The organism is Desertibacillus haloalkaliphilus (assembly GCF_019039105.1).
Classification (GTDB): Bacteria; Bacillota; Bacilli; order Bacillales; family KJ1-10-99; genus Desertibacillus; species Desertibacillus haloalkaliphilus.
Genome location: NZ_JAHPIV010000010.1, coordinates 102,800 through 125,829, shown reverse-complemented (window position 1 = coordinate 125,829; position 23,030 = coordinate 102,800). Strand labels below are relative to the sequence as shown.

Here is a 23,030-nt window from a genome sequence, read left to right as displayed (position 1 = left end):
TTTCAGAAACACTCACCTTTAGTTACAGTAGAAAATTCTCCTAATTATTTAATATTTACTTTTAGCTACTTCCATATTTACCGTCTCAAATATCATATTTTTAATTAAGTTCCTTCTCCTTATTAAAACCATCAAAACCGTTCGATAAATATTCAGCCGTTATATTGTTCTGATAAGGGAAGTGATAATTAACTAATTTTAAATGCTTTTGTGCCTCTATTAACCTTTCTTTATCCTCTTCGCTTAATTGACCATCATTAACCTGATAATTTGCACTGGCATCTGCCAAATTTCTAAAAATGCTATCTAAAGAGTTGTAATATCTTTCTGTTTCTTCATTAAAAGCAATCCTTATTGCATGAGTTGTATTGTGGCTCACACTAAAAATACCATATAGTCTGTCAGACACACTTTGTAGTTCGTCCCTTTTAATCATATTTGGTTCTTCTAATAGTTCATTCAGCTTATATTCAGTATCGTGTAGTATTAACAATAAGCTTTTAAAAGAAGAAGCAGCATTATCCTCGTAAAATTTGATTTCCTTATTTTGTGAATACATATTATAGCCAAGAAAAATTATAATAATTGCAGTCAAAACAACAGTCGCTTTTTTTATCATATAACACACACCTTTTATAAATAATGAAAAATTAAGTAACCTATATTATTCTAACATTCGTTATTACATCATCCATTTCCAATAAAAGGGTAGTGAAATTTTATACAGACAAATAAAAAAGCACTACCATTTTCTTATGATAATGCTCTTCGTACTTTAATTTTGTTCTCCTATTGTCTCTGTTGATTGAATGGCATTCTCAGGAAGCATCGAACCATCTTTTTCTATAATATGACCTTTGTTTAAAGCTAACTCTGCATCTCCTGAATAAATAGGTAAAGCTGCATCTCCTGAATAAATAGGTAAAGCTGCATAGTTGCTTCTCGTATTATAATCAAGTTGATCTATTTTACCTTTCTTTACTACTAGAAAAGTGTAATCATTTCCATTGGTTGTTGTAAATTCACCAGAACCTCCAATTGTATTATGCAGGGACAACGTAGCTGTAAGTTTCACAACCAAGAAACCTTCGTTTGTATGCTCAATTCCATATACACTGTACTGGTGATTGCCTGAGCGTACAATAAATATTTCGTCATCATCGGTCGTTTCAATGTATTCCACATCGCTTCTAGGATTTTCATTAAGGAAGTTGCTTATGGATTCTTCTTTGGTAGGAAAGATCTTCGTAAACAAGATCAATCAATTCATCTCGCTTATTAACAAATAAGCTATGAGCTAATTCTACTTTTTCCGAATTCACATCAATATCTTTAAAATAATTTATATTTAATGAAATTTCTTGCAATAAAATTCGCATTTCTCTATTTTTAATTGAATCTTTTTCATATAACCCTGGAGAGTCTATTAATTCTATATTGTCAAAACTCCATCGAATATCCGCTTTACTTCTATTAAGCAATAATTGAAACATTTCTCTTTCTTCTTCTGATGATATTTGTTCATATAAAGGAAGAACATTTGATATATCATTAAATATATAAGTTAATTTTATCAATTGCTGTTGATAAATAGTGTCTTGATAACTCTCAAATGAGTTTCTTTCCTTATTCCAAAAAAAAGCAAATATAAACAAACCAAGCACTAAGATAATGACTAAGAATTTTTGTTTATTAGACAACTCTCTCCCTCTCCTTTAAAAACTTATGCTGAACATTTCACCCCATTTAGGTTTTTTTTAAGAATTTCTTTCTTGAGATGAACTGCCTCGTTTATTCAATATCAAAAAGAGCTGCGGTCCACTTGAGATCTTCAACTCTTTCTCCCTTTACTTTAAGTTTACACTTTCACAAACAACCATTTTTTCGACAGGATATCAGAGTTCATAAGAAAAGACCATATCTGTTAATATGATCTTAAATAAAATGTTTGGTTAGTTTTCACCTGGAAATAGAACAGCTAATATAAAAACATCATTGTTAATCAATTTATAATATACTCTAAACCTTTTAACAACCACCCTTGTAATCCCTTTGTATTTTCCGAATTCTTCAGTGTACGTTTGTCTAATTAGTCGATTCTTTTTAATAGATCTTCCGTTTCGATGATAAACTGAGAGATAAAGTCGAGAGTCTCTTCAGGCGTGAACTTTTCACTCCTAAACTGAGTAAGTTTTTTCTTAACAGCAGGTGACCAAATAACATTTCGGTCATACATTACATAAAATCCTTTTTAGACAAAGAATTTAGTAATTCTGAAGTAGACATACCACGTCCATTTTCATACTGCCCCACACTTTCTTTTAACATGCGTTTAAGTTCAGGATTTTCTTCAGTTTCAGATTGTATAGATTTTTTATCATCATCTTCTTCTTGTAAAACAAGTGTAAATTTTCCTTTTCCAGGAATAGAAAACTGTAATACAGAGTTATCACTATTCATATTCTCAATATATTTCATAAGCTCTTCTGAAGATTGAATTTTTCCCATACTATTTTATCACCACCGTTGTTATCCTTTTTCTTATGATATCACATCCATTTATACATGTAACAAATCAAATATACTGATTGTGGTAATCACCCGTTAGCGTAAGAAGACTTTGATTATTAATTAATTGATTGATTGAATTTTCATGTTTTAAATGTTCTTCAATATCCCTAAAGATTGAGTTAAATATCCATTCTGGTGTCCTATTAACATCAGTTAAATCCATTGGGTTTCCATACCCCCACATTTTTATCATATCTTCAGTTATTACGAATCCACTAGTGTGTTCCGTCGCTTTTGGACTAGTTTCCTCATATTTCATTCCTTCAGTCCTGTATATAAAAGGTTGGACGTCAATGTTTAAAAAGAACACAGGAGTATTTATACTCATAAAAACAGATTTCCAACCTTCATGTGAAAGGTCTTCAAAATATTGCTCAGTAATAAAATAAGCATCGTATTCTTCTTGTTTCAATGAATCTGGTTCAGCCGAGTGAAAAGTAATGTTACCAAAACTTTTACTTGGTTTTTCCCCGATTACTCCAATATTTAGTAGTTGACCATCATAAGGTGCCTTCCGCTCATCAGATTCGTTAGTATTTTCATTTATCGAACAACCACTTATAAAAAACAATGTAGCCATCATAATAAATAAAATCTTCACTTCTAATTACCCCATTTCAACCTCAAGTGTATCATGTACAGTCATTTATGAAGGACATTTACACTGCGATTCTCGACTCTTTTGTCCTTCATCAGCTTTATGAAGGACTTTTCCACTTTTCTACTTGACTCACCTTAGGTCTTCTTCATAAATAACTTCACCATCGTTATTCAACCCTCGTAAAGCAATACTGAGATAGTTATCTTCCACTTCGTTCCAATGGAATAAAAACATGCGATGATCGTTTAACCGATAAGATAACGTAACAATATCTTCTGCCGGGACTTGTTCATCCCAACCATAGCCTTCTGCAACATCTAGCTCCACCTTATTTATTTCTGGGTTCGTAACAATACCATAATATCGCATCAACATGTAATCCTCATTAATGGAGGTACCACCCCAAGAATGTGTAATATCTTGGTCATCTTTATCTTTAATTTCCATTCCACCAACACCGCTACCTGGACCCCAAAAAATACCAGCATGTTTGTTAACTAAAGTAGCCGAAAACCAGTTCTTATATGTTGATAGAAAAATTTGGACATCATCTAAATCTACCTTTTCTACTACCTCTGATGGACCATAATAATAGGTTCGTTCAGATCGTTCAAATGCTGATTCTGGTGAAAATTCATAATAACTAACGTACGGGGAGTCCTTAATAACAATAAAAAATAATACGAATGCAATGGTCCATTCTATTATCGCTTTAATTTTTTCTCTATTCATTACATTCCCCCCTGATCTAATGAAAACTCGGTTTGAAACGTCCGATCATACCATTCGAAATCTACTACTATTGTTTCTACACCGGCTTCCAAAGGTTCATAATGATTGACCATGTATTGTCCCCATGTATATCCTGAAGAATAGGAGCTTGTCATTCGATAAGTATTTCCTTGTTTATCCTTTAATTCAATTGCAGACTCTGGAAATGACCATCCATTTTCATTAGCGTGCACTTCAAAAATTAACGAGGTTTTATCTGGTGCTACTACAAAATGCTTAAACAAAATCTCATCATTTTCTAAGGTTACTTTTTTATCTAAATCAATAAGTACTGCATCCCCATTATTCACTTTACTTTTAATATCCTTTGGTAAATCAATAGTTAGCCCTGAAAAAAAAGAAATCATATTCGGTATAAGTGCAATCACACAAGCGCTGATGATAAGGCGCCGGATCCATATTCCCATTACATCAACTCCAACTTCTGAAAATTTCTGCTTACTTTCTGCCTAATAAAAAAAACTCTGGGATACGCCATTTATCTTGGTACGCAAACCCCAAAAATATCATTAAGCCGATGTAAACTAGTATACCTTCTACAACTGAACAAGTACAAAACTATCCCAAAATAACCAAAATCTACGACAAACAGTAAGGTGCCTAACCCACTTAATTATAGCTCCCCGTTACTTGGTGGTATTCTTCTCCGCTCTCGCTAACCACAGATAACTCTCCCTTAATCTGATCTATACCAATTAGGATATAAGAGTTTAGCTCATCTGATTCCTTATTTTCTTCTTCAACAGTTATCGTTGTATGATTAGAAACGTCTGCGTCTATAAACTTCAAAGTTTGGTCACTCGAACCAGTTGAAACAACTACCATCTTCTTTCCTTCTGATATAGTAAAGATTCTATACCCTCGAAATTCTGATTTGTTATTTTGCAACTGCCACACATAGTTTTCTATACTTCCCACTTCACCTAACCTCTCTTTCTCCAACACCCAAGTATTTGGGCCGCAAGCACTTAACAAAGTGATCATTACAACAAACAATATGACGAGTATTTTTTCAATCACTAATTCCCCCCTCGCATTCCGACATTCCAAATATTTACAATTTTAACATCATGCTACTAATAAACTGCTTTTATTTCACTAAGCTTCCATAATAATTGAATAAAAATAAACAGGAGCAGCCACTTCTATGACTGTTCCTGTTGTTAAAGTAATACATTCGTTGAAGAAGTTTAGCCAATGATGTTATAACCGGAATCTACATAAATAATTTCACCCGTAACTCCTCTGGATAGATTACTAAGCATAGCGATTGTCATATCGCCCACCTCTTCTTGTGTTACATTTCTTTTTAGAGGTGCAGTTTCTTCGATTTTATGTAGAATTTTATTAAATGAACCCACACCCTTAGCAGCAAGGGTACGAATGGCTCCAGCAGAAATAGCATTAATACGAATATTTTCTTTTCCTAAATCTAATGTCAGGTATCTCACTGAGGATTCAAGAGCTGCTTTTGCTACCCCCATCACATTATAACCTTCGACAGCTCTTTCAGCTCCAAGGTAACTCATTGTCACGATCGAGCCACCCTCAGTCATATAAGCTTTCGCTTCTCTGGCTACAGCGATTAGAGAGTACGAACTAGTATCTTGAGCAAAAGCATACCCAGACCTAGAGGTATTTATAAAATCCCCTTTTAAATCTTCAGCATTCGCAAATGCAACTGAGTGTACAATTCCGTGGATCGTCCCAACCTTTTTTCCGATTTCTTGAAATGCACCTTCAATACTTTCATCATTATTTACATCGCATTGCACGATGAGTTCAGCTGAATAGTCATTCTCATTTAATAGCTTATTTAATTTTCCCAGTGAACGTTCTAAACGGTACGTAAAAATAAGATTAGCACCAGCTTTGTAAAGTGACCTAGCCACTCCCCAAGCCAGGCTCCGCTCATTAGCAACACCCATTATCACAATATTTTTTCCCTTTAATTGAAGTAAATCTTCCATTTTGTCCTCCTACATTCACTAAGTTTCCTTTAAAATTTACACCTACGTTTAATACCAGGTACTAATTATAGTATATCATACTTGCTTACTAAGTTAACCCGTTCATAAGCTTAATAAACTGGAACCAAGTTCCGTTATTTTAGCACCACTTGATCTAGATAAGCTCCCATTTTTTTAAAATCTGTACATTTTTATCATGTTTGATTAAAAAAGTTATCCAAATGATTATTAATCATTTCTTCACATTAGTATATATTTGCTCAAATATTCATTTTTCACTATTGTTTTCTAGGCAACCATTCTTGCTATCATGGTAGAATGAAAACACAGTAGCATTCAATCCAAAGACTAATTGGATCTTACATTTACGTTAGAAGGTGTCATTCATGCCAGATTGGTCTTATCATCCTATAAAAAAACTCTTACTAGATAAATGTAGACCGAAAACAAGCCGAGAGTTCATTCATCGATCTATGAATACCATCTCATCCATTCCTGGAGGACGAGGACTAATTGGATTCTTAGGTCATATGAAACCACCTAAGGAATTAGAGAAGGAATTGGATCAGACGAGGTTTCCTTCTCCTGTTGGCTTAAGTGGACATATTGATCCTTCCTTGTCAGGCACTAACGCCTTTCAAGAATTAGGATTCGGATTCATAGAGATTGGTCCCATTGTATTGAACAAACCGAATGACGAGAGAGAACCTATAAAAGAGGACCAGCTTATCCTATTTTCTGAACAAGAAGAGAAGGTTCCTCTCAAGCTTGCAATTAAAAAACTAACAACTCTAGATCTCCGAATTCCGATTATTGCTAGAATCGATCCGCACGTTAAGAGTAGAGAATGGGACATCATTGTACAGCACCTAACCCCGTTTATAGATGCGTTTATCGGAACACAGGAGCAGATCTCCACATGTGTTGAAAAAGATACCATGTGGTCGAACCGTTCGTTTTATGTATCGATGGACGCTAATGAACAAAATACGAATGAAGCAGATCTCGGGAATGTGCTAAAACATTCTTGCCTTGGTGGGATTGTTGTGAATGTCCCTCGCAAAAGCAAGGACGGCTATTGGCATGAGGTTGAACATGCCAATGAGATACTCGTGAACAAAGTAAAACAGTTAAAAGACCGACACCCGGAACTGCCGGTAATCACCTCTGGTGGAGTTGAAACCCCTGAGGAAGCTTATTCATTACTTCGTGCTGGAGCCGACTTGCTTATTCTTACAGATGGGTATGTCAAAGCGGGTCCTGGGTTACCAAAGCGAATTCATGAGCGTTTCATGTACGAGAACGCCTCATCTAATCATGTCCAGCGCGGGATTTGGTCCCTTCTGTTCGGCCTCTCGATCCTAGTGGGGGGAATCATTGCCTTTTATTTTTCTTTAACACGGATTATCCTGCCTTACGATGAATCATTTATTGGATTAACACGGACAGAACTCTCTCTCATTAATCCAATGATTCTACCTTTTATGTTACATGACCGGATGTCATTAGCTGGGACGATGATATCAGGTGGCATCTTGTATATTCAGGTCGCACGCCATGGAATTCAAGGCGGCCTTCATTGGGCAAAGGTTGCGTTTCATTCTGCAGCAATCATTGGATTTCTCGGGATTTTTCTATTCATCGGGTTTGGCTACTTTGACTGGTTGCATGGCTTATTTTGGCTAATCTTACTACCAATCTATTATTTCAGTTATAAGGAAGGAAAAACTGCCACGGGCTCACCCTATTCTATCCATGGACACAATGACCGAGCGTGGACTTATGGGCTGTATGGTCAGCTTATGTTTATTCTACTCGGCTCATTGATACTAATCGGCGGGATAGTGATCTCTACAATCGGGGTAACGAGCGTTTTTGTGTCAACGGATTTAACCTACTTATGTATGACACCTGACATGCTAGATCGCCTTAGCTCTACCTTGATTCCGGTGATTGCCCATGACCGGGCAGGGTTTGGTAGTGCCCTTGTCAGTGTTGGTATGCTCGTTCTCATGATTTCCTTGTGGGGCTTTAGAAAAGGGGAACGCTGGATATGGAATACCCTTGCGATCGGCGCATTACCTGCGTTTATAGCAGGGATTGGCACACACTTCTATATTGGGTATACATCCTTTATCCATTTACTTCCTGTATACGTATTAGTATTTTTGTATCTAGCAGGCTTGGTATTATCGTATCCTTTTTTAAAAAGGAAGCGTTAAAGGTCAAAATTGATCCTCTTCGAATCAACCTCTCATCTTCAATGATTCTGCCCTCTTACTTTAATCCTAAGACGGTGCGAGTAAGCCTACTTCTTTGATCATCATCATTATTGGCGCACTCCGCCCCCTTCACCACACAAGAAAAAACAGAACTTCTAATTTAGGAAGTTCTGTTTTTCTATTAATTGCACTCTAACTAAAGCCCATTAGTTGAGCAAATTTTCTCTTTATATTTCTTGCATACATAATACTGAAACATTTTCAAATACTTCATAATTTAGCAATACTCTTCTCAAAGAAAACTGCTCATTAACTCAATAAACAATAGGAGTTGCCATCGACAACTCCTTACTCCGCTTTTCCATCCGTTAATAAAAAATAAAACAAAAGTAGTACATACAAAATCAAAAATACTTTTTTCAAAGTAGCCCCTCCCGTATACATTATTCTTCTTCAAGGGGGCCTGCTCAATAGTAAAATAGCGACTGCTCTTGATCAATCGCACCGGTACAGTGAAACAAGAAGACTAGCTGTTATTGTTTTTTAACTTATTTATTTCTTTTTCTAATTCTTCAAATTTTTTAAAGATTAACTCCTCATTCTTCTTACGTTGTAATTGTCTATCTACATAAAGAAACCCTAAAAAACCACCTAAAATAGCACCAAGTGGGCCAAGTATAAAAAAACCTAAAATAGCACCGACTGTTATATAAAAAAGATATATATAGGTCATTGTATCTCTCCCCAATTCTTTGAAATCCATTTCATTTAAATAACACATTCTTCTCATCGTATATTTAATAGCTCTCATATATAACACTGTTACCAAATCTTCTTGTTTTCAAGAAAAAAAGCGACCTTCATTCAATGACCGCTCTCGTAAACAACGTTTACCTCTCATCCTTTTTCAAAGCTCGAACTTCATCTTCTAGCTTTTCTACTTTTTGTTGAAGTTCTTTTCTAGGCTTAGTAATCTTCTTTACAATATAAACCACTAGTGCAATTGCAAGTACAGTTAAGATAATAAAAATGATTATTCCTGATAAATTATAGCTTGCCAAATGACCTCTCCCCCTGTTATCTCTCTTCCAAAATTCACCTTTTTTCATTGTAGCATATTTCACTTATTACATATCCTGATCAAACAATGAATAACAATCGAACAGGAACCATCAAATCAGGACTTTTTGACCCGTTAAAAAGGGAAATAGGCGCTACTTCAGAGACTGCTGATAAAGTATAGGCAGGCCAATTCAGGAAGAGTAATGGCTCCGCACATTACATAAAGGACGCTGAAAAAGTGATTTTCACACTTTTTCAGCGCCTTCGCTACTTCATCCCTATTTCTCTTTTAAATTCATCGATCTGTTGAGATTCACGATTTTTAAATTCTTCAATTATTTCTTGCTGACGTTCATTCCAACGAGCTGGGTTATGATTTCGTTCATACTCCATTAGCTTCTCCCTCATTATCACGTGGGCATAGTTGCTAAGCATATATTCTTCCCAATACTCATCTTCAGAAATTCCTAATTGTTCGATCTCTTCTTGAATGCTGGCTTTTGCCTCTTTAGAATTTTTAGCCTCTTCGTTCTCAAGTACCTCCCTAGTTTCTTGAGACTTCTGCAAAGCTTCCTCATCAGCTTCTTCTTTGGTTAGTCCTCGTTCATCTTGTATCTTCTCTACATATTCTACATGATCCTCTATCGAAAACTCGCTATTAACCAAATGATGCTCTTGCCCATCTTGATTGACCTCGGACGAGTTTCCGCATGCTGCCAATAATAAAACAATCATTAAACTAAATGCACTAACTCTACCTTTATTGATAATCAATCTCCCCTTTTGAAACAAGTATCCGTTTAATTGTCACCTATTAATTTTAACGGACTAGTAATCAAATGGGAACCTAAATAATGGATAAAGCGTATAAAAACTATAGATCATGTTATTCTATGTTACGTAGAAATACTAGGGGGTTTTAGTATCTCATTTTCAAAATGGACCAGCTGGCAATTGATAATTGTAATATTTCTAATTGGAGTACTCGTCTTCGCAGAAAAGTTTTCAGGGCTGCTAAGTCGTCTAACCATGGTCACACCTTTCATTTCTAGTCTAGCTACTTTATTATTTATTGGAGTGATTTTAGGATGTTTCTATCTCATCTTTTTGTTTGAAGCAAAGAAAAACAGCCAATTTTTCACTTTTAAAATTTTGAAAAAAATGCCTACGGTAACCGTAGTGATTGCAGTTGTCTCATCCTTGATTTTCACCTTACTCTTTGAATTCTTTCCGCTCTTTCAATGGGTACAAGAGTGGCGGTTTTTGATTTACAGCTTTGTAGTTTATTTTCTGCTCTTGCTATTTGTTTTCATCTTTTCTCTCGTTCACAAACATAGCAATGAAGGACACCGTCATGAAAAAACAGTTCACCTTGCATTTATTTGGTCATTAGCCATACTAATCCTTGCACTATTTTTTATTCAACCGATATGATTTGCAAACAACCAGCATAAAAGGTCGGTACCCTTATGAGGATGCCGACCTTTTTCAACTTGGTTCTGCTATATTCGCAATAATAGAATGAAGCTTCTTTCCATTATTACTAATTTATTATCAACTCTCCGCTTTCTATATAGTCATGGAACAGTTGATCAATGTGGTCGTTAATTTGTTGACCCCACGCCTCTCCATCATCTCCTTCAGCAGGTGTACCAAAATTTTTTTCAATATATTTATTCATATAGGCTTGTGATCGATATGCCTTTTCCTCCCAAACTTCATAATAATCTTCCGGAGATACGCCAAGTAATGATGCTTGTTCCTCATAAAATTGTTTATCTTCAAGTTTTTGATACCTTTCACTCACCCCCGAACCAGGAAATAGGAGCCGTTTATTTTCTTCAACTTCTTCATCAGAAACAACGATACCCATATCTTGTGCTTCTAAAATAACAATTTCTTGTTTCAAGTAACCAATAACCGTATCTTCAATATTTGCTGTTAAAGAGTATTGCCATAGTATATCTTCATATGTAATCTCTTCCCCATTTAGGATTGCAGCAGTATCTTCTTTTTCATAACCTTGGTCTGCACAAGCGGCAATAAACATTAAACTTACTGATATAAATAACACTTTGATCTTCAAATTTTCACCTCTGTATTCATTAGGTCTCATTAGAGAGTGCAGGGCCTGTGTAAAGGATTGCGCCCGTTTTTTAAAGTGGAAACTTCTTTTTATAATAAACTATTATTAGTCAAATAAATAATGTTAACGGCGGTTCCATCAGAATTCATTACCAATCTTTCAGAACAAGCTAAAGACTTCTGGTTAAACAAAGTCGATTTTGTCTTAAAATATGAACAAGCGATGGGGCCTAACATGTCTTGGATATCAACAGTATACTCATAAGTAGCCTAAACAAGGCAAAAAAAGCATGGTTCACAGATGAAATCCATGCTTTTTTGTTAAACTCACCGAAACTCTGCCCAATGTTTGCCCGATCATACCTATTGTTCATTCTTCCTTCTTCTTTTCCTCCCAAAGCTGTATACGCTCTTCATGACTAACCTCTTTATGTACTTGATGGATCATCCATACATAACCAAAAGTGTCCATGAATATGGCGTTCGATACCCCGTAGTCAGGAAGCTCAGTCACCGGCTGCACCTCTGTACAACCAACATCCATCGCATTTGCATAGGTCTCCTTAATGTCTGGGACAGTAACATTAACCCAACTCGTTTTAGGGTCGTCAGGATTGGGTGCAATTAAATGGAAATCTGGGTTCTCATCTAACATATGAAAGCGAACGTTATATAGTAGAAAAACTGCCTCATTTTCACCACGAGGAAAGTTCGAAACCTCGACACGCTCAATATCAAATATATTTTCGTATAATTCCAATGCTTTTAAGCTATCTTTCACAACCATATCAAGTTCTACTCCAACCATTATGGACACACTCCCTTTTACAAAGTTAATTTTTATTCTTTATCTCACCATTTTCCCCAGTTTACCCATTAAAGTATACCATTGAATCCCATCATTTTGTCTTTCATCCGCTTTATGAAGGACAATTCCCAGCCTTTTCTCCCTCACTTTGTCCTTCATCCGCAAATACAACAAATATTTATGCAATTAAAAAGCCCCTCTAATTGGGAAATCAATTAGACGGACTGCTCGAACGAACGATTCAATTAATAATACTTATAGAGTCTGTTCAAAAAGGGGTTGTTCTTCCTTTTTTGAACAGACTCACACTTATAAAATATGCTCATCAATTGTTTCTACGAGTTGTACAATCTCAGGTTTACTTACTTGAGCATTTGCACCGACTTTTTCCCCTTTGTGGAACAAATCTCCCGTAATGAGAGACGAAAAGATAATCACAGGAAGGTCCTTTAAAACGGAGTGCTCTTTAATTTTCAACGTTAAATGATGACCATCCATTTTCGGCATCTCAATATCTGTTAAAACTAAATGGATATCACTTGTTAATTCCTTGTTTTCTTCGTCGACGCATTCAGTTAAATAATCCCATGCCCCTTTTCCATCATCAAAAAAGCGAATATTTTCATAACCAGCTTCAGCTAGCGTATCTTCCAATAGCTTACGTAGTATCGGTGAATCCTCTGCTACGACGATATTTTTATTCGATCGTTCTCGTTTCCCCAACACCTTAAGACTATCGACGTTAACCCCTGATTCCGGACTAATATCCACAACAATCTTTTCATAATCAAGTAGTAAGCTCATTCCCTCATCCATCTTTACAATCCCAATCGTGTGTGCGTTCACACCTTGAGAAAGCTCACTAGGCTTTTCGATTTGCTCCCAAGAAATTCGATGAATTCTTGATACACTATGTACATGAAAGGCTACTTTCATTTGATTTAGCTCTGCAATAATAAATTTATCTTGCTCTTGATGCTCAGATGGTGGTAAACCTAACACCTTTGCCAAGTTAATAACCGGAATCACATCCTCACGAAGACGAATCACTCCTTCAACGTTCTCATGACCATTCGGTGTTTCCGTTACTGGGACAGGGTTAAGAATTTCTCTTACTTTTAATACGTTAATCCCAAACGTACCTGAACCAACTGTAAACATGACAATCTCTAATTCATTTGTCCCACTCTCTAGTAAAATCCCATCTTTTTCGTTATTATCAAACATCTTTCATTGCCCCCATTTCTCATTCCTACGTCCCCGTATGTAGTTTATTTCTCTCTATGTATATGATGAAAGTCTCATAGACACCAAGCCGTATATGAGTAAATTTTAGCATGATTTAACGGTTTTGAATAGCACATCTTAAGCTCAATCGATGACAAAATCACTAGCCATACGTCATCCACACACTGTAGCATGGTATTCCCCTCGAAGGAAAACATCAGTACCTGCGCTCTATAACAGCAGAAAAGCTTGCTCAACAAACGAGCAAGCCTTCTTCAATCAATCATTAGTTTACTAGTTCTTCGATTGAATCAATTTCAACATACGCTGGTACAACTAGTCCAGTTTGCGCACCTTCTAAGTTTACACCTAAGTCTACAAATTCACCTTCATGATCATCCATAAAGTGTTGGTGCGTTAATGGTAACCAAGCAGCAACAATCGCATCAGCACTTCCACCAGCTACTGCTTGGAACATACCGTTTGCTTGAAGTGGGCTAATTTCAACATCATAGCCAATATCTTCTAGGACATTTGCAATCATATGAGTTGAAGCAATTTCAGAATCCCAAGCAACAAGAGCTAATGTGATTGATTCACCATCAACCGTGCCTACGCCATCTGTCCACTCAGCTACTTTATCTTCGTTGTTTTCAATCCATTCAGCTGCTGCTTCGTCAGGGTCTTGACCTTCATTTACAGCAATCATAATTTCACCCATATCTTCTGGTGTCCAGTAGAAATTATCTAGGACTTGATAAGCTTCTGGTAAATCTTCCTCTAAGCCTAAACGTACAATCGTATGAATATTCTCTGCTTCACCAAATACACCTTTTGGATCTTCTAAGAATTTTAAATCATACTTTGAAAACTTCCAGTGTGGTGTCCAACCAGGTACAACAATAGCTTCTTCATTTTCAATCGCAGTCCCTAATGCCGCTGTCATCGCTGCATCTGAGCTTGGCTGAACGTTAAAGCCTTCTAATTCATACTCTTCAATTGCTCGTTCAGTAGCTTCCATAACCCCTGCACTTGGATCAATCCCTGTAATTGTAAAATCAAGTTCTTCAGCAATCGAAACGCCATCTGCCTCTTCGACTACGTCTTCCCCTTCTGTTCCTTCTGCTTCATTTTCTGTTGCTGCATCCTCGTCGCTACCACAACCCGCTGCAATTAATGTTAATGATAGACCAGCAAGTAGTCCAAGTCTCTTAAACTTCTTCATGATTGACCCTCTCCTTTTTATCTCTAATTTATCTATGTGTACTCTATGTAAGAGTGAACACCCTCTTTTGTCTTATGCTGCTCCTCGTTGGCGGTTAAAGCTTTGCGTAATACGATCTAGGATAATCGCTAAAATAACTAAAGCAATCCCAGCTTCAAAACCACCGCCTGCATCATTTCGTCCAACCGCATAAAAGACTTCAACTCCTAGGCCGTTAGCACCAATCATCGATGCGATAACCACCATCGATAAGGCTAGCATAATGCTCTGGTTCACGCCAGCCATAATCGTTGTCTTAGCCATTGGAAGCTGAACTTTAAATAGTTTTTGCCCCGCAGTTGAACCAAAGGCTTCAGCAGCCTCAATGAGTTCCATTGACACTTGACGAATCCCTAAATTCGTTAAGCGAACTGTAGGTGGCATTGCAAAAATAACTGAAGCAATAACCCCTGGTACCATACCGATCCCGAAGAAAACAACAGCCGGGATTAAGTAAACAAAGGCCGGCATCGTCTGCATGAAATCAAGTACAGGCGTAAGAGTGCTTTCTAATGCCTTACTTTTTGACATCCAGATGCCTAGCGGAATCCCCACAATAACTGAAATCAATGCTGCCGTTAAGACAAGGGACAATGTAAGGATCATATCATCCCAATAGCCTAAGTTGTCAATCAAAAACAATCCAAAAAGGATAAACAGCGGCAAACCAGCCTTCTTTTGATTTATAAAGAACGCAAGGGCGGCTAATAGTACAATAAACAAAATAGATGGAACAGCTCCTAACACCACTTGCAACAAATCAACGATAAATCCTATAAAACTCTCAATTCCCTTAAAGATAAAATCAGCATTGTGAAGCCAATCGACAAAAGCATCAATACCTTCAGCTAACGGAAGTCTCGGTAATAGATCCATCTAGATTCACCTCACTTCCAGATATTGCAGCCAGTACGGCTCCACGTACGATAATCCCTTTTAATTTATTTCCTTCAGTTACCGCTACTGGTACCGGACTCGTTGAAATCATATCTAGCAAATCATGTAGCGGTGTATCAGGTGATACGTGCGGAACGTTTTTATCGACAATCTCTAGCAAACTCGTTTTATTTTCTTTCACAGCTTTCGAGACTTCATCCGCATGAACAACACCGATTAATTCCTTGCTTCTCGTCGTCACGTAGATACTTGAAATCCCTGTATCTCTCATTCGTTGCAAGGCCACTCGTGGTCCGTCTTTTTCCCCATTGACAGTCTCCGGACGTTTCATCACGTGCTGTGCAGTGAATACTTTTGAACGATCAACATCCTCGACGAATTTTTCAACGTATTCATTTTCCGGATTCATTAAAATCTCTTCAGGTGTCCCAATTTGAACGATTGCTCCGTCTTTCATAATCGTTATCCGGTCACCAATCCGTAAGGCCTCATCCAAATCATGGGTAATGAAGATAATCGTCTTTTTCATCGATTCCTGTAAATCTAGCAATTCATCTTGCATATCTTTACGAATCAATGGATCTAACGCCGAAAATGCTTCATCCATTAATAAAATATCCGGATCATTGGCGAGCGCTCTCGCTAACCCAACACGCTGCTGCATCCCACCAGACAGTTCGCTTGGAAATTTATCCTCGTACCCCTTTAAACCAACAAGCTCTAGTGACGATTGCGCCTTTTCCCGACGGTCTTGTTTCGGTACACCTTGAACTTCTAATCCATATTCGACATTTTCTAAGATTGTGCGAAAAGGGAACAAGCCAAACTTCTGGAACACCATACTCATTTTTTTACGCCTTACTTCTCGTAATGTTTGTTCATCCATCGTTGCGAGGTCTTCCTCATCAACCCAAATATTCCCTGTGGTTGGCTCAATCAGTCGGTTCAACAATCGAACAAGAGTGGACTTACCACTTCCAGAAAGTCCCATAATCACAAAGATTTCACTTTCTTCGACTTCAAAAGATGCTTGGTTAACACCTACAGTCATTCCCGTTTCTGCTAAAATCTCACTTTTTGTCTTATTTTTCTCCAACAATTCAAGTGCTCGTTTTGGCTTTTTACCAAAAACTTTTGTTATTCCTTCTACTTTAATCTTAGGCACTCAGTTACACCTCTTTTTTCTCTCGCTTTTCTTTTAGAATCTGCTCAAAAAGGGTGACTTTTCCTTTTTTGAACAAACTCGTAGCAATGAGCGAAGCCACTACAGCTCTTAAGCCTTCTAGGAGTGGTTTTCTCCTAGAGGTGAGTAGCGTACGGAGCCATTGCCATTTGTTTAATCACGTTTATCGCAACATCACCTTGTTAACTATACCTTTATTACAGTTTCCCTTCAACACCAAGATTAGCCAATTTACGGCAAATATTGAATGTACAGTTTTTTCTTTGCGAACTGTACACAATAAATTCATCAAATTACTTCGTTTTTCTCTCTTTTTCACTAAAAGTTCGGTCTTTTCTGCATAATCTAGCTTTGTTACGATGATTTTAGGAAATGAATAAGGAGGCTGCCAATGAACAACCATGACTCTCCAAACAGTAATTGGAGCGAGCTTAATGAAGCACGTAACCGCTTTATTTCAGAAATAGCACAGAATATGCACTTATACGGAATTTCCCAATCAGTGGGGCGATTATATGGTACCGTGTTCTTTGCGGAAAAGCCAATGACCCTTGATCAAATGAGTGAAGCTCTTGGTATGAGTAAAACGAGCATGAGCACAGGAATTCGCGAACTATCGAAATCAAAAATGGTTGAGCGTGTCTGGGAAAAAGGGGTTAGAAAAGACCTCTATCAAGCTGAACAAGATTGGTACAAATCGTTTTCAGCGGTGTTTATTAACCGTTGGCGAAAAGCGACAGAGTTAAACAAAGAAGCGATTCAAGATACAAAACAAATGCTCGATGAACTCTATGACACGACCACTGACTCTCACCTACAAACACATATTAACCGTGACCTTGAAAAGCTCGACCAAGCCGAAGCGTATTACCAGTGGCTTGATGAAGTGATTTCACTGTTTGAAAGCGGTGAAATCTTTTCTATCGTCCCGAAGAAATAGTCCACCACCAAGTGGCTCCCTAGATAAAACAAAAAATCTGGTCGGCTCTTAACGGGTTACTTGTGAGGGGCAAAACAGAGAAACAGAGACAAAGCCACATACTTTGATAACCCAGATCACACTATAAATCAAAGTGAAAAAGGCACGAAGCATATGTTTCGTGCCTTTGAGTATTTCCATTGCGATTCTGGCCTCTTTTGTCCTTCATTAGTTTTAACATAAATATCCAAGTTCTTCTTTTTCACATTGAAAAAAACCTGGTCTTTTATGACCAGGTTTTATGGCATTCTTATTAAATATAAATTTCAACTTCGCCTTCTTCTCTTAATTCATCAACATAGGCTGCAATACGTTCATGAGAACGCTCATCTTTAATTTGTTGCTCAAGTTGTGGTTGATACTCGTCAAATTCAGGTACTTCATCGCCATGAGCAGCAACTAGTTCGTCGTAAGCATCTCTAATTTCTTCTTCCGATACTGTCACATCTCCAGCAATTTCTTCTTCAAACTGTAGTCTCTTCAACTGATTAGTAATATCTTCGCGTAGCTCATCCATTGTGATGTTCTCTTGTTCAAGAGCTTCATTTAACTCTTCTTCTGTTTCAAACTGCGCCGTTACTTGATTTAATTGAGTTTCTACTTCTTCTTCATCAACTTCAATCCCTTGCTCATTTGCTGCTTGTACAAGTAGACGGTCCGCGATTAGACTATCTAATGCCTGCTGATGAATCATTTGTGTCATTTGTCCATCTTCATCTTGTGCTTCAAGATCAAGGCCTTGCATTTGATAAACCATCATAAACTGTTGAATTTGCGCCTGATAAATTTCGTTTGTTATATCTTCACCATTTACCGTAGCAATTGTTTCTGGTAAATCCTCTGTGTTTAGATCACTTGCTTGTTCATCTGTTTGTTCAACTTCCTCGTTGGCTGGAGCGTCTGTTTCTTCTGGTGCTTCATTACCCCCACAAGCTGTTAATGCGACAGCCAATAAACCTGTTGCAGTCAATCCTAATACTTTTTTAAACAATGAAATTCTCCTTTCTAATCATCAAACTAGTGGCTATTGTACCATACCCAAAACAGAGAATCATGTACAAGGTCGTAAAACAGCTTATATTTCAAAACATCACACTCACATTTTGACCGATCGAAAATACAAGAAAGCCTGTCACACTGGGAATGGATTGAAATGAAAAAGACTGCATATGAGAGTCTTTAAAAAAATGTGAAAAAGTATGGGTGAAACGAATCATTTCAAATGATTCCCAATTATAGTTCATCGTTCTTTGTTAAAAATAAGCCTAATCGTTCATTTAGCGATGTATGGTGCATCACGATCAACAACAACATAAAGGAGTGTAATCCGATGGCGAAACGAAAAAAACAAAAGCAAAACGCAGCAACAACGGAAAGCCGTAGTGTTAATCCGCTAGGAAACTCACCAGACACCGAATTCTCAGGTGAAGTCTATAGTAAAGGTCAGCATGCAGCTAAAAAAGAGAATACGAAATAAAGTTTTTTCAGCTTGAAGAGGGAAAAGTTTATTCACAAGCTAAATAACAGGATAGTTAACATATTAAAGGCAGGGACAAAAGGTAAAAACCAACCTTTTGATCCTGCCTCTTATTCATATTTTTTCCTTATTGAACGTAATCCTTCGGTGAAGAAACGGCTATACCAAACAAAATAGTCACTGGCATTGTGAAGGACTTTTCCACCGGCATTCTCGCCCCTTTTGTCCTTCATGCTTTTCATGTGTTTTTTTCAGCTACCCTTCAATTAAACGACCGTGTCTTTCCGTGTCTACATCACGTGCTCATTATTATGGCTATTTTTAAAACGCTGTAGTGTGAAGCTATGCAAAAAGCCTCCTGCATACAAAGGTACAGGAGGCTTTTCCATTAACAGCAGTCACTGCCTGATTCGTCAACCAATGCCAAACCAGGCCCTTCCGTTGTTTCTTGAAATTCAAGAGTAACGGTTTCGATGTGTGGAGCAACGTTTGCGTCAATGGCTACTTTGATGCCATTAATGGTTTCTATCGTATCGGTCTCTTCTGGCTCATCCAGAGCCAGTCCTAATTTTGGACCACCTCAGCCCATACCAGCAAAGACAACCCGAATATTACTTGCTCCATTTTCTTGCATCGCACGTTCAATGTAAGCTTTCGCTTGATCTGTAATTTTCATGATTCTCACCTCTCTTTACACGTATAGTATAACGCAGATTGTGACGAATGAACATCATTTGATCTCTAGATTTTAGACACGTTCTCGCTTCACCGGTCGATGTCGCAGAAAATTTTTATAAGCAAATCCTTTTACGTCATCTTCTTTAAAATGCTTCAATAATTCATTGATCAAATGTTGGTACATCCCTGCATGTTTGAGTCGATCAATCGTTTTAGGCATGCCATCAAAATCTGAGCCAAAACAAATGTGCCTCACGCCTCCTAAGGCACAAAAATGTTCAATGTGCCGAATAATATCATCTATCGTCCCTTTTCCATCCGAACGCAAAAACGCGGGATGAAATACAACTCCAATAAACCCGTGACGAGAAAACAGGGCCTTCGCTTGCTCATCACTTAAATTGCGGGGGTGATCAGCCAAGGCTTTTGCATTTGAATGACTAGCGATTGGGTAAGCGGCGACATCTAATACATCCCAAAAGGAGCGTTCACTCAAATGCGAGACATCGGTCCAGACTCCCCATTGATTATTTAAACGGACAACATTAAATCCTAATTCAGTCAGGCCCGCCCCTCGTCTTTCACCGACCCCATCGGCACAAAGATTTGCATTGTTCCAGGTCAGCCCAACCGATTTCACACCAAGTAAAAAAAGTGTCCGAAGCTTGGCAAGGTCATTACCGATCGCATCCGCTCCTTCTAACGTTAACAGCGCACCAATCTGCCCATCTTCAAGCGTATCAATATCCTCCCAATTCACAATTTGCTTCATCTCTGGCTGGGCAAGGACATGCCGATGAAACAAATCAATTTGGTCAAGAGCCACTTGAAACTTCTGGTCGGATGTTACATCATCTTCTACAAAAATCGCAAAACATTGAAGCTTAACTTTTCCTGCTTTGATCCTCATGAGGTTTGTTTCGATCTCTGGTGAATCAATGAATGACCGTTTTTGCGGTTGTTCCCACAATTTCAGCAATGCATCACAATGACTATCAATAATATACATAGGTACCCCCACTTCTTTTCCACTTCTACCAACAGTTTCCTTCTATCAATCTAATCATACTTTCACTAAATTATGCCTTTCGCCCATACCATTTTTACAATGGAAACATATAGTGATAACAGTTAAACAGACCAATAAACACTTAATCGCTGAAGAGACAAGGAGGTTGCATCTATGGGTGATAAAAATGAACGTCTACCAAAACAACAACAAAAACCTTATAGTGATCTCTTAAAATCCATTGATAACTTCTTCACCGAAACATTCAAAAACTTCCACGATAACGGACTATTTGCGCCAAGTTTTCCAGTTCATATGTATGAAACAGATCAATATTACATGATCGAAGCTGAACTGCCAGGAGTAAAAAAAGAGCAAATTCAATTGGACATTTATCAAAACCACGTCCGTATTGGTGTTGAGCATCAGGAAATCATCAATGAAGAAGATCAAAAGAACGATTTCTTTCATCAACAACGCTCTTACCAACGACGAGAGCGTACGATACCACTTCCGTTTACAATCTCCGAAAAAGATGCAAAAGCAAGGTATGCGAATGGATTATTAACGATTAAAATCCCAAATAAACGGAAGACAATCGACATTGAATAACTTGTAAATTTTGGGATCGAGGAGGATGAACATGAATTTACATCATTTCCCTTTTAATGGAGGCAATCAGTATCCACCACCTCAACAAAATCATCCGTACGCACGCATGACACCGTTTGATTTGCCACAATTTTTCGGATCGATGTATAATCAAGGGTTTCCTTTCCAAACTCCGATGCCACCTCAATCCAATCAGCAACTACCGCAGCCACAACAAAACCAGCAATCACAGTCGCCGCAACAAAACCAACAACACCCCCCGCAGGTACAGCAGCAACAAGCAAACCCTACTCAGGCAACACAGCCGATGCCTGGGTATCCACCGATGCCACAACCTCTCATCGCTCATTTCATGGATGCCGATGGGAAAATCGATTTTGATAAAACCTTTAAAACCGTGGATCAATGTGTGAAAACGGCCAATCAAATTGGTCCATTACTGAAACAAATGAGTTCATTTTTTTCACAAAATCGTTAGCCTAAAGCCTACTCATCTACCTAGTAGGCTTTAGGTTTGTGTATTCTTTTATCCATTCCCCTTCGTTAATAAAAGCGGAGAGTTCTTCGTTATGCTTTTCTCGCACACATCGCGAAAGTTCTGCCAGTATAGCTTCACAGGGTGGTTTGGCTCATAATCATTCATCGTCAGCTCCAACCATCCTAGCTCATCGGCTAATCGAACCGATGAGCCTACCCATAATTTTCGCCCATGAACGTGTAAATAAAAAGGTTCATCAAAACGGAACGGCAAATAAAAGCCTTCTTCATTCGGGTGGATAATTAAATGTTGATAAACAGTTTTTTTAAACCATTTGGCATAAAATAAAAAAACGTGATCATTTTTGGCTGCTGCTGTTTTAAGCTGCTGTAATGTTTGTTGATCACCAAGTTCACGGTCCTCAATCACCTGTGTCCAATTCAATTGCTCTCGGTAAGGTACAAGGTGCCCCATTTGTTGCATCTTTAATTCTAAGTCACGATATAACTGTTTATACTGATTTCGATCTAACGTCGGAAATAGAGCTTCTACTTTTGCTACAATCGTCAATCTTAACACTCCTAATCATTTAAGCCTTCCTCAAACCTTTCGAAGAGTCAACCATGTTTATGAGTGTCGAAATAAGATTTATGATTTTAATAGAAAAAGAACCGCCCCCAACTGACTGACATCTCTACTGAGATAAACAGCCAATTAAGGACGAGACTGCTGAAAAAGTAACAGGCAGGCCAATTCAGGAAGAGTAATGGCTTCGCACATTACATAAAAGGCACTGAAAAAGTGAATTCCACACTTTTTCAGTGCCCTCCATAAGGACAGCCCCTTCTTATTTGATCTTAACCCCATATGCCAGCGTCTGGTTTTTATTGATAAGCTTAAATCCTTGCATAGGCCTATAGTCGACTTTTAAGTAACTGCCAACCTCTTGTCGCGCATAACGGTCAGCTAAGAATGTGATTCCGTTTACTTCGATGATGACATCTTCTGGTCTCGGCTCATCCAGAGCGAGAAAAAACTCAATCATCGTGCTTCACTCATACGTATCTCGAGCTACAACGCGAATGTTCTTTGTAAGACCTAGTGCTTGCATTTGC

General features: G+C 37.7%; 28 protein-coding genes. 5 read left to right on the top strand and 23 right to left on the bottom strand.

Features of this window, described 5'->3' with window-relative positions:
• Nucleotides 1–100: 100 nt before the first annotated feature.
• The 9 genes from KH400_RS12720 to fabI form a co-directional block, all read right to left on the bottom strand.
• Nucleotides 101–619 (bottom strand): hypothetical protein, encoded by a 519-nt coding sequence (locus KH400_RS12720; protein WP_217225081.1) that lies wholly within the window; start codon nucleotides 617–619, stop codon nucleotides 101–103.
• Between the two features lie 156 nt (nucleotides 620–775).
• The gene (locus KH400_RS12715) at nucleotides 776–1,183 is read right to left on the bottom strand and encodes a hypothetical protein (protein WP_217225079.1); all 408 of its coding nucleotides are present in this window, start codon (nucleotides 1,181–1,183) and stop codon (nucleotides 776–778) included.
• Nucleotides 1,184–1,202: 19 nt separating this feature from the next.
• On the bottom strand, nucleotides 1,203–1,700 hold the full coding sequence (locus KH400_RS12710; RefSeq protein ID WP_217225078.1) for a hypothetical protein: 498 nt from the start codon (nucleotides 1,698–1,700) through the stop codon (nucleotides 1,203–1,205).
• Between the two features lie 535 nt (nucleotides 1,701–2,235).
• The gene (locus KH400_RS12705) at nucleotides 2,236–2,508 is read right to left on the bottom strand and encodes a hypothetical protein (RefSeq protein ID WP_217225077.1); all 273 of its coding nucleotides are present in this window, start codon (nucleotides 2,506–2,508) and stop codon (nucleotides 2,236–2,238) included.
• 67 nt (nucleotides 2,509–2,575) lie between these two features.
• Entirely contained in the window at nucleotides 2,576–3,172 is a 597-nt protein-coding gene (locus tag KH400_RS12700; RefSeq protein ID WP_217225076.1) for a hypothetical protein, read from the bottom strand.
• A gap of 129 nt (nucleotides 3,173–3,301) precedes the next feature.
• Nucleotides 3,302–3,904: a hypothetical protein gene (locus KH400_RS12695; protein ID WP_217225075.1), complete on the bottom strand. Its 603-nt coding sequence runs from the start codon at nucleotides 3,902–3,904 to the stop codon at nucleotides 3,302–3,304.
• Nucleotides 3,904–4,371 carry a hypothetical protein gene (locus KH400_RS12690; protein WP_217225074.1) on the bottom strand — a complete coding sequence of 156 codons (468 nt, stop codon included), beginning with the start codon at nucleotides 4,369–4,371 and terminating at the stop codon, nucleotides 3,904–3,906. Before KH400_RS12690 ends, KH400_RS12695 begins: the two co-directional genes overlap by 1 nt.
• Before the next feature lie 202 nt (nucleotides 4,372–4,573).
• Entirely contained in the window at nucleotides 4,574–4,984 is a 411-nt protein-coding gene (locus KH400_RS12685) for a hypothetical protein (RefSeq protein ID WP_312889159.1), read from the bottom strand.
• A gap of 170 nt (nucleotides 4,985–5,154) precedes the next feature.
• On the bottom strand, nucleotides 5,155–5,934 hold the full coding sequence (gene fabI, locus KH400_RS12680; RefSeq protein WP_217225071.1) for an enoyl-ACP reductase FabI: 780 nt from the start codon (nucleotides 5,932–5,934) through the stop codon (nucleotides 5,155–5,157).
• Between the two features lie 530 nt (nucleotides 5,935–6,464).
• Between fabI and KH400_RS12675 the strand changes: the two genes are divergently transcribed.
• Nucleotides 6,465–8,156 (top strand): dihydroorotate dehydrogenase, encoded by a 1,692-nt coding sequence (locus KH400_RS12675; protein ID WP_246589545.1) that lies wholly within the window; start codon nucleotides 6,465–6,467, stop codon nucleotides 8,154–8,156.
• Between the two features lie 526 nt (nucleotides 8,157–8,682).
• On the opposite strand, the gene KH400_RS12670 is transcribed toward KH400_RS12675, so the two are convergent.
• The 9 genes from KH400_RS12670 to KH400_RS12630 form a co-directional block, all read right to left on the bottom strand.
• The gene (locus tag KH400_RS12670; RefSeq protein ID WP_217225067.1) at nucleotides 8,683–8,967 is read right to left on the bottom strand and encodes a DUF456 domain-containing protein; all 285 of its coding nucleotides are present in this window, start codon (nucleotides 8,965–8,967) and stop codon (nucleotides 8,683–8,685) included.
• Between the two features lie 79 nt (nucleotides 8,968–9,046).
• Nucleotides 9,047–9,280: a hypothetical protein gene (locus KH400_RS12665; protein ID WP_217225065.1), complete on the bottom strand. Its 234-nt coding sequence runs from the start codon at nucleotides 9,278–9,280 to the stop codon at nucleotides 9,047–9,049.
• A gap of 205 nt (nucleotides 9,281–9,485) precedes the next feature.
• A complete protein-coding gene (locus KH400_RS12660) occupies nucleotides 9,486–9,992 on the bottom strand; it encodes a hypothetical protein (RefSeq protein ID WP_246589544.1) in 507 nt (168 codons plus the stop codon).
• Between the two features lie 769 nt (nucleotides 9,993–10,761).
• Nucleotides 10,762–11,304 (bottom strand): hypothetical protein, encoded by a 543-nt coding sequence (locus KH400_RS12655; protein ID WP_217225063.1) that lies wholly within the window; start codon nucleotides 11,302–11,304, stop codon nucleotides 10,762–10,764.
• Nucleotides 11,305–11,673: 369 nt separating this feature from the next.
• On the bottom strand, nucleotides 11,674–12,111 hold the full coding sequence (locus KH400_RS12650; RefSeq protein WP_217225062.1) for a VOC family protein: 438 nt from the start codon (nucleotides 12,109–12,111) through the stop codon (nucleotides 11,674–11,676).
• 309 nt (nucleotides 12,112–12,420) lie between these two features.
• The gene (locus KH400_RS12645; protein WP_217225061.1) at nucleotides 12,421–13,338 is read right to left on the bottom strand and encodes a chemotaxis protein; all 918 of its coding nucleotides are present in this window, start codon (nucleotides 13,336–13,338) and stop codon (nucleotides 12,421–12,423) included.
• 286 nt (nucleotides 13,339–13,624) lie between these two features.
• Nucleotides 13,625–14,563, bottom strand: a complete 939-nt coding sequence (locus KH400_RS12640; protein ID WP_217225060.1) for a glycine betaine ABC transporter substrate-binding protein — start codon at nucleotides 14,561–14,563, stop codon at nucleotides 13,625–13,627.
• Between the two features lie 72 nt (nucleotides 14,564–14,635).
• Complete coding sequence (locus tag KH400_RS12635; RefSeq protein ID WP_217225059.1) at nucleotides 14,636–15,478, bottom strand: ABC transporter permease; 843 nt, start codon at nucleotides 15,476–15,478, stop codon at nucleotides 14,636–14,638.
• Nucleotides 15,447–16,664: a quaternary amine ABC transporter ATP-binding protein gene (locus KH400_RS12630; protein WP_217225058.1), complete on the bottom strand. Its 1,218-nt coding sequence runs from the start codon at nucleotides 16,662–16,664 to the stop codon at nucleotides 15,447–15,449. The genes KH400_RS12635 and KH400_RS12630 overlap by 32 nt, the downstream gene beginning before the upstream one ends.
• A gap of 409 nt (nucleotides 16,665–17,073) precedes the next feature.
• Here KH400_RS12630 and KH400_RS12625 point away from each other — a divergent pair, with 409 nt between their 5' ends.
• Complete coding sequence (locus KH400_RS12625; RefSeq protein ID WP_217225056.1) at nucleotides 17,074–17,622, top strand: GbsR/MarR family transcriptional regulator; 549 nt, start codon at nucleotides 17,074–17,076, stop codon at nucleotides 17,620–17,622.
• Nucleotides 17,623–17,914: 292 nt separating this feature from the next.
• Here the strand turns inward: KH400_RS12625 and KH400_RS12620 are convergent, their stop codons facing one another.
• Nucleotides 17,915–18,652, bottom strand: a complete 738-nt coding sequence (locus KH400_RS12620) for a SurA N-terminal domain-containing protein (RefSeq protein WP_217225055.1) — start codon at nucleotides 18,650–18,652, stop codon at nucleotides 17,915–17,917.
• A 339-nt stretch (nucleotides 18,653–18,991) separates the two neighbouring features.
• Between KH400_RS12620 and KH400_RS12615 the strand changes: the two genes are divergently transcribed.
• A complete protein-coding gene (locus KH400_RS12615; protein ID WP_217225054.1) occupies nucleotides 18,992–19,138 on the top strand; it encodes a small, acid-soluble spore protein L in 147 nt (48 codons plus the stop codon).
• Between the two features lie 388 nt (nucleotides 19,139–19,526).
• On the opposite strand, the gene KH400_RS27425 is transcribed toward KH400_RS12615, so the two are convergent.
• Together KH400_RS27425 and KH400_RS12605 are read right to left on the bottom strand one after the other, a co-directional pair.
• Nucleotides 19,527–19,814, bottom strand: a complete 288-nt coding sequence (locus KH400_RS27425; RefSeq protein ID WP_217225053.1) for an iron-sulfur cluster biosynthesis family protein — start codon at nucleotides 19,812–19,814, stop codon at nucleotides 19,527–19,529.
• A 72-nt stretch (nucleotides 19,815–19,886) separates the two neighbouring features.
• Nucleotides 19,887–20,837: a dipeptidase gene (locus tag KH400_RS12605; protein ID WP_498067631.1), complete on the bottom strand. Its 951-nt coding sequence runs from the start codon at nucleotides 20,835–20,837 to the stop codon at nucleotides 19,887–19,889.
• 162 nt (nucleotides 20,838–20,999) lie between these two features.
• On the opposite strand from KH400_RS12605, the gene KH400_RS12600 reads away from it, so the two are divergent.
• On the top strand, nucleotides 21,000–21,437 hold the full coding sequence (locus KH400_RS12600) for an Hsp20/alpha crystallin family protein (protein WP_217225051.1): 438 nt from the start codon (nucleotides 21,000–21,002) through the stop codon (nucleotides 21,435–21,437).
• A 31-nt stretch (nucleotides 21,438–21,468) separates the two neighbouring features.
• A complete protein-coding gene (locus KH400_RS12595) occupies nucleotides 21,469–21,915 on the top strand; it encodes a YppG family protein (RefSeq protein ID WP_217225050.1) in 447 nt (148 codons plus the stop codon).
• Nucleotides 21,916–21,963: 48 nt separating this feature from the next.
• On the opposite strand, the gene KH400_RS12590 is transcribed toward KH400_RS12595, so the two are convergent.
• Nucleotides 21,964–22,485, bottom strand: a complete 522-nt coding sequence (locus KH400_RS12590; protein ID WP_217225048.1) for a putative DNA-mimic protein — start codon at nucleotides 22,483–22,485, stop codon at nucleotides 21,964–21,966.
• Nucleotides 22,486–22,762: 277 nt separating this feature from the next.
• The gene (locus tag KH400_RS12585; RefSeq protein WP_217225046.1) at nucleotides 22,763–22,960 is read right to left on the bottom strand and encodes a hypothetical protein; all 198 of its coding nucleotides are present in this window, start codon (nucleotides 22,958–22,960) and stop codon (nucleotides 22,763–22,765) included.
• Nucleotides 22,961–23,030 lie beyond the last annotated feature (70 nt).